This is a genomic window from Vibrio sp. B181a (genome assembly GCF_030248375.1).
Taxonomy (GTDB): Bacteria; Pseudomonadota; Gammaproteobacteria; order Enterobacterales; family Vibrionaceae; genus Vibrio; species Vibrio campbellii.
This window is the reverse complement of record NZ_JAHGAD010000032.1, coordinates 1-6,672: the sequence shown is the minus strand read 5'-3', so window position 1 is coordinate 6,672 and position 6,672 is coordinate 1. Positions and strand designations below refer to the sequence as shown.

Sequence of the window (6,672 nt, the reverse complement as noted above, 5' to 3'; positions counted from 1 at the left end):
CGAACGGCATTACGCAATATTTACGGGGCTTTCTTTATTTGCGAAACTGTTTATTGAAACGTTAAGCTTCTATCAGCCCTTGCTTTTTTAGCTCCGCGGTTATTGCATTACGGGTTCTACCATGCTCTTCTGCGAGCGATGCTATTGTCGTACCAGAGGAAAACTGCTCAGATAAACGCTCGCGCTGCTCAGGAGTCCAAGGCAATCCGGCGTTCTTTGGTAAACCATTCGATTCATTTTCTAACTGTCTTTGCTCAATGGTTCTTTTGGTTTTGTTCGCTTTTGATGATTGCTTCAAATCTTGCAAAACAGCAAACATTGCTCGAATAACGATAGGCTCATTGTAAAGAGATTCACTTGGCAGCGCCTCTCCTGTTATCGGATTCGTGCCATTCGCTAAGGCTTCTATTACTTTCCAATGTGCTTCCATTACTCTCCCCTTGAGTTGCTTATAGCTCCTATCAAACCACCAGCGATAAGTTAGTCAAAGTAGAACATAAAGAGTTTTGAGAGACTAGCAATTAGAAACAGACTGATATTTAGTTCAATTACATCGCCTCTTTCTAACCGGTCGCAAATCTGTACTAAAAGCGAAAACCTGCCATAAGCTGAACACTAACTAGCATAGGGATAGACCAAGCTACAACGCTTCGATATGGCAACATATGAATGAGGAGCGACGGATGACGTTTCAGTTCCATCATTGGAAAGTGAGTAAGCCAATGCTGCTCCGGACTTGTAAAGCATGCCCAAAAGCGTCGTGTATAAGGGTGAGCACAGATAGCATACACGTAGCGGGAACAGATTGACCATACTCCTAGAAAGCCAACGAGCTCAACGAGAAAGAATGCTTCTAGGCTAATAGGCGACACGGAAGGTCCACTTAGCAATACAATAGCAATGAAAAGCCAAATCTTATGGTTCATATACGTTCCTTGTACTGTTCTTCCTTAACTCTTCCAATCCTTGAAGCGCTTTTAACGTCGATGACTCCAGAAGCGGCTTATCGTATTTTCGTCTGATGTTAAGTGCTTCATTAAACAGCGCTTCTGCCTCTTTCAATCGCCCCTGCTCTACATACAACTTGCCCAAATGCTGATAACTAAAGCTCAAATACAGCTCAGTAGCAGACGCCTGACTTTGTATGAACAAGCTTATCGCTTCATCATAGTCGCCCATGTACTGTTTTGATGTCGCCACAACGTGCAAAGCCCAAAACTGATGCTTGTTACTCAAAGCGCGTTTCACGACACGCTCTCCGATGTTTATTGAAGTTTGGTAGTTGCCTAGCACTCTTAAGCTGTCGGATAACAAAATCTGTTGCCATTGTACCGCCTCTGGCTGCCTTCGAAGCCAAAAGAGAAGACATCTACTCCCGCTTTTGCATAGTCGTGTAAGCGCATCAAAGTTGGGCTTATCTCTTTGAAATCTCATCATTGCCATTTCTGATTGTGATTTGAGCATTCTCACCACTGTAAATGGCTTTGCTTGGCTTACCATCAATAAAATGCAGCGCGGCATAATCGCTGAGTCCGTAGCAGATCACATCAAGCTGACTATGGGCAAAACGCTCAAACAGGTCGTGCTTCTCGTCGTTCTCAACAAAATGAGCAGATGCTAAACCTTTCAAAAGACCGAGCCCTTTGATGATGGAGTAAGCCTCTGGATCACTATCGGTAATCCCATAATCGAACCAACAAATAGCGCCAGCACTCATCCCGCAAAGTATGATGCCGCGGTTGTAACACTCTTTGAGAATGTCATCGATGCCCCACTCTTTCCAGAGAGCCAACATAGAACGGGTATTGCCACCGCCAACGTAAATCACATCTTGCTCGAACAACTTGGTTCGCCAGCCTTTCTCTAACTTGAACAGAGGAAAGTGTGTGAGGTGTTCGCTCAACTTAGCATTGTGGAAACGGGTGATAACTTCTTCCGCATCGCCAGTAGCAGTTGAGAGATAACAGATTTTTGGGTTCTTCTTACCCGTTAAAGACAAGATGTACTGGTCGAGTTGGCTTGGGTTCTCTCCCATCATCCAACCTCCTCCGCCCAGAACGACGCATTGTTTTTGCAAAAGATGAGTTCCTTCTATTTTGGCTCAAACCGATAATGACCGGTTATAGGGTAATCAAACAACATATCCTCCAATACGACACCTCCTCCTATGTTGTGAACAATCAAAGGTCGTCGTTTGTCTGTCGATAAATCATCGGTAACGATACCAATATGAGGGAGGTTCCCGGGTAGCATCCACGTGACAATGTCACCAGGCTTGAAATTATGACCTTCACTTGAGATGGATATTTCGGTTCCATGACGTTGAAAGAAGACCTGTAAATTGGGGACTCTGCGATGATCAATGTTTCTATCGGTACGGACCAAGCCCCAAATTCGTTTGGATGGATATTCAGAGAAGTTGTCTCTCATATCTTCATGAACAAGAACTTGCAGATCAACGCCTAATTTCCTGTAACTGCGTATAACCACATCAGTACAGACTCCGATATCAGCAGCGACATCGCCATTAGGATAGCTAATTTGGTAGTAGCTTCCATCATAACTAATGTCGTACTGGGTCCGTTGCTTCGCTGCATCAACCAATGATAACGTCGGCTCCGCAATAGCTGGCAAGGACACAAACATGCTCCACACAAGACTGAGTTTTTTCATAACAAATTAAATCCGTTTAATCAAAAGCAACTTAAGTACGTTGACGTACCATTCTTCAGCCCTCAGAAGCTGTATTGCTGAATGGTGTATTGGACGTCACCATACAAGGTCAAAAACCATTGCTTTTAAACTGTGTAAACTCACCTTCAGAGTCAAATGCGCCAAATCTCTTTTTGTCTAATTTCAGACACGCCTCAAACTGAATGCATGTGATGAAGTGGCAAAGCCTGAAATAACCATGAATGGATGCAACACTTGCGGCACCATACTCTGCTCTAAAATAGCATCACTTAAGGCCACAAAATAGGGTTACCGAAGTACGTGAGCAACGGATAAACGGACAGTTCGACATTCCTACCAGATAGCAAACTGAATATATCAACACCTTCTATCTTAATGATTCTAATGGTATTTTATGTTTATCTCGAATTGAGTTACTTCGCATTGCGAATTTATATCAGACCGTTTTTCTGTGATTGGTGCTTGTTAACTTCTAACTGCAATCGAATACAATACATATGCACCCCGTGCAATAAAAAAGGAATTATATGAAAACGCTTATTTATGACACGCTTGTCAACCTTGCTAACCAAGAACCTGAACACCACGCAAAAATCCGCCAAAACCTTTATGAACAGTTGGATTTACCATTTGATAAGCAGCTTGCTCTCTACGCATGCGCACTTGGCCCAGCCAGCTCTGGTAAATTAGAAAGCCGTCAAGGTATCGACAATGCGGTAGACAGTGCGATTAGATTATTGACGACGCCTGAACGTTAATTAGTTTCGCACTACCAACGGCTCAACTCCCCTATGAGCCGTTTTAATTTTTACATCCTCTTGTCACATCACTTAGGGACACACTATGTCTAAAGTTGCCATCATCACCGGCGCTAGCCGCGGGATTGGAAAAACCATTTCTCATTACTTCGCCAAGGAAGGATACACTTTGGTGTTACTTGCCTTAAATACAAAAAACCTTGAACAGGCTCAAACTGAGCTGAAGGTAAAGTATCCCTCATGTCTAGTTGAGACGGCGTCTGTCGACTTCAATAACCCTTCTGATGTTGAATCAGCTATCAAGTCCATTATCGAAATGCATGAAAACATCGACGTTTTGGTGAACAGCGCAGGTGTCTTGGCCGCCGGCAATACGGACCTCTCGCTAGCTACGCTCTCTGAGTTAGTAAACGTCAACCTGCTGTCGACAATCACGGCTTGCAATTTAATTGCTGAAAAGATGAAACAGCAAGGGTATGGAGAAATATATAACCTTGGCTCTACGGCTGGTTTAGTTCCAGTCCCTAAGATTGCTGCATATTCTGCGACAAAAGCTGCGATGGTAAGTTACAGCCAATCACTTTATCAGGAGCTGCTTCCTTTTGGAGTTAAGGTATGCTGCTTATGCCCTAGTGTCGTAGATACCGATATGACCAACGATGGACGTATTGATAATAAGTTGAAAATTGAAACCCAAGATCTTGCGAAAGCACTCAGTTTTGTTCGAAGCCTATCTCCAGGCGCTGCAGTAAACACGCTCTCCATCCGCTGCAGTGTGATTGACTTAGAGTAATTGGTTGCTGGCAAAGAAGGTAAGAACTACGGCCGACAAAAGTTAACGAAAACCAACCGCATTCTTTTGTACTCAGCAAGGCTTACGTAAATACATGCTGAGTACCTACTCTGGGGTTTAGTTATCTCCATGTGTTCACACAAGACACCAACAGAGTATATTCATGCGCATCGTTAGAAAGTGGCGCATTTTCAAACTTGTTACTAAGTGTTTTTCCCACGCAGCCCTATTAAGTTTCCAAATGGGTCCCCAACTTGGCACATTGAAAGCCCATCTTCAATTTCCATTGGTCCTCGATAAAGACACGCACCGAGTTCTTCAAAGTGAGCCAGAGCAACACGTAAATTATCTACTGACCAGTAAACAACCGTACCACTTTTACCAGCTCCAACCTTTTTGTTTGCTTGGACTATTTCTAGTGAGAAACCATTTAGATCAAGCGCTGTGAAGTCAAAGTCAGGATGGTAAACCGGAACAGCTTCCTTCAGGGAAAGCTTTCTTGTACCATTCAAGCCCTTTCGCTACATCTGGGACATGAACAAGAACCGCTGATGGATTCATAATTTTTCTCCAACCACATAACTCCAAATTAAGGTGTGAACAACGCTAACACCTAAGCTAAACCATTGTGCCATAAACACTAAACTGGCTTGAAGTGAAAGCGCCAAGCGTTGTGAATCACTCTTGAATAATTTGTTATAAGGTTACGCACAACAAATGATTACTGTGCCTAACCCATAATCAACTTCACCACATCGCTTGTTTAAGTGGATGCTTTTTGGCAATACAAATCGGCTTTCAATTAAATCAAAGTCTATTGGCTTTTTTAAAATACAAAGATAACCAGTAGGATTAGAGCTCCACGTATAGTCAGTAAAAACTTCATTCCCGCTTTCCAAGAGCAATTCAAGAATTGGATTAAGAATTTTGTATTTGGGACCAATAACCTTATCTGTAAGCTCTATCATCAAATACCTTATAACGCCCTGCTAAGGGGGGAACTACACAATGAGGTGCCGCCGCATACTACCTTAATCACTAAAACCAACGCATAGTAAAAATGCCACGCGTGGTGAATCCCTCTTGAGCAATTTGTTATGTGAAAATGCAAAGTCAGTACCCAATATCTAGAATCAGAAGCAACGTTAATGAAAAAGTAGACCAGTACCATATGCTCGCGTTCCATTGACGAACTATCAAAGTTTGGTAGAGCAAAGCGACAATAAATACTAGCTCTAGAAAAAGCTGGAAAGGAAAGATTAACAATGAGAAAACCATCCCATACCCAGAAGCTTGACCTACTTCGCTAGGATTACTCATTACACCGTCGATAAAATACTCAAAATATAAGTAAATGAAATGGTTCAGTGTTAGTGCAACTAAAACAAACCTCACAATGATCACGCTCCAACCTTTTGGTTTGAAAAAGTATTTAGTCCATATAAGGGACTGTCGAGCATCAAATCTTTATAAACTCGACGTCAATCTCAGTTTTGTTCGCATAACACCAAATTAAGATGTGAGCAACGCTATACCGATGTCCCTGTAAGCCCCTTAATCACATAAACCAACACATAGTGACAATGCCAAGCGTTGAGAATCACTCTTAAATACTTTGTCAGGTTTCTGCTTTTGGCGAGCCTTGAACATGTAAAAAGCTACTAAACACGTTTTTTCGGGTGACCCCCTTTGGGTTAGATACGAAAGGAATGATCATTTCTGCCTTGGATAATACTTTTATATTCCAGAGTGTATCCCCTATAAACGGAAATGATATTGAGCCGTCTTTCTGAAGGGTCAGTTCTTGTAAACACCCTGTTGAATAAGCACTACCTATATACAAGTAATCGATCAGCTTTGCATTAAGATCAAACAAATATACTCTCAGCGTTTCTTCATTAAGGATGTCATCAGTGACAAAGATAACGTAACAGTTATCATACTTTACGCCATACTCTACTTGTGCACCTTTGACAAAAGAATTTGCGGGCCTGCCTTCAATAGCCAGTAAGATCTTGTTAGATATGTACTCACTGCCTTTCTCAACGTCACGTATTTCCAATTTATCTTTTGATAACAGTTCCATATCAACTACCACGCAATACTCATTCCAAATGCAGCTAATGTTCCACCTATAAAAGCCCCCACACTTACACATACTGGAGCTCCCGGACCACAAGCTAAACCTGCTATTGCCCCTCCTGCAATACCGCCGCCAATCCCAGCACCTGCAACTAAAGCCTCGCGGCCAGCTGTCTCAAGTTTGTTTTCAGAGGTGGCAATGGTGTACACAGAAAGACCGATAGATAAAACAATCAAACTGTAGTGGCATAGTGAATTTGGCCACCTGATTAAGAGGTGATGTATGATCATCTCGATACTAAAACAGGTGATATTATGACTAAGCGTGAAAGACGCACTTTTAAC

The 6,672-nt window shown here is 42.4% G+C and carries 9 protein-coding genes and 1 pseudogene; 2 read left to right on the top strand and 8 right to left on the bottom strand.

All coding sequences use genetic code 11. The features are described from left to right. Positions 1 to 61: 61 nt before the first annotated feature. From KIO97_RS15420 to KIO97_RS15405, 4 genes are all read right to left on the bottom strand, one after another. Positions 62 to 430, bottom strand: coding sequence for a hypothetical protein (locus KIO97_RS15420; protein WP_045401897.1), 369 nt, complete (start codon positions 428 to 430; stop codon positions 62 to 64). A 485-nt stretch (positions 431 to 915) separates the two neighbouring features. Next, positions 916 to 1,248, bottom strand: coding sequence for a tetratricopeptide repeat protein (locus KIO97_RS15415; RefSeq protein WP_228286563.1), 333 nt, complete (start codon positions 1,246 to 1,248; stop codon positions 916 to 918). A gap of 166 nt (positions 1,249 to 1,414) precedes the next feature. Next, positions 1,415 to 2,077 (bottom strand): peptidase E, encoded by a 663-nt coding sequence (locus tag KIO97_RS15410; RefSeq protein WP_285383339.1) that lies wholly within the window; start codon positions 2,075 to 2,077, stop codon positions 1,415 to 1,417. Positions 2,078 to 2,091: 14 nt separating this feature from the next. Beyond that, positions 2,092 to 2,673, bottom strand: coding sequence for a DUF1287 domain-containing protein (locus KIO97_RS15405; RefSeq protein WP_285383337.1), 582 nt, complete (start codon positions 2,671 to 2,673; stop codon positions 2,092 to 2,094). A gap of 548 nt (positions 2,674 to 3,221) precedes the next feature. On the opposite strand from KIO97_RS15405, the gene KIO97_RS15400 reads away from it, so the two are divergent. Further along, a complete protein-coding gene (locus KIO97_RS15400; protein WP_005433781.1) occupies positions 3,222 to 3,452 on the top strand; it encodes a PAS factor family protein in 231 nt (76 codons plus the stop codon). 85 nt (positions 3,453 to 3,537) lie between these two features. Beyond that, on the top strand, positions 3,538 to 4,245 hold the full coding sequence (locus tag KIO97_RS15395; protein ID WP_285383335.1) for an SDR family oxidoreductase: 708 nt from the start codon (positions 3,538 to 3,540) through the stop codon (positions 4,243 to 4,245). Between the two features lie 203 nt (positions 4,246 to 4,448). On the opposite strand, the pseudogene KIO97_RS15390 reads toward KIO97_RS15395, so the two are convergent. From KIO97_RS15390 to KIO97_RS15370, 4 genes and pseudogenes are all read right to left on the bottom strand, one after another. Continuing rightward, positions 4,449 to 4,806, bottom strand: a pseudogene (locus tag KIO97_RS15390) (glyoxalase/bleomycin resistance/dioxygenase family protein). 143 nt (positions 4,807 to 4,949) lie between these two features. Next, the gene (locus KIO97_RS15385) at positions 4,950 to 5,213 is read right to left on the bottom strand and encodes a hypothetical protein (RefSeq protein WP_285383333.1); all 264 of its coding nucleotides are present in this window, start codon (positions 5,211 to 5,213) and stop codon (positions 4,950 to 4,952) included. Positions 5,214 to 5,863: 650 nt separating this feature from the next. After that, on the bottom strand, positions 5,864 to 6,331 hold the full coding sequence (locus KIO97_RS15375; protein ID WP_285383331.1) for a hypothetical protein: 468 nt from the start codon (positions 6,329 to 6,331) through the stop codon (positions 5,864 to 5,866). Between the two features lie 5 nt (positions 6,332 to 6,336). After that, positions 6,337 to 6,672, bottom strand: a 336-nt coding sequence (locus KIO97_RS15370; RefSeq protein ID WP_373417324.1) for a hypothetical protein, incomplete at its 5' end; no start/stop codon positions are given.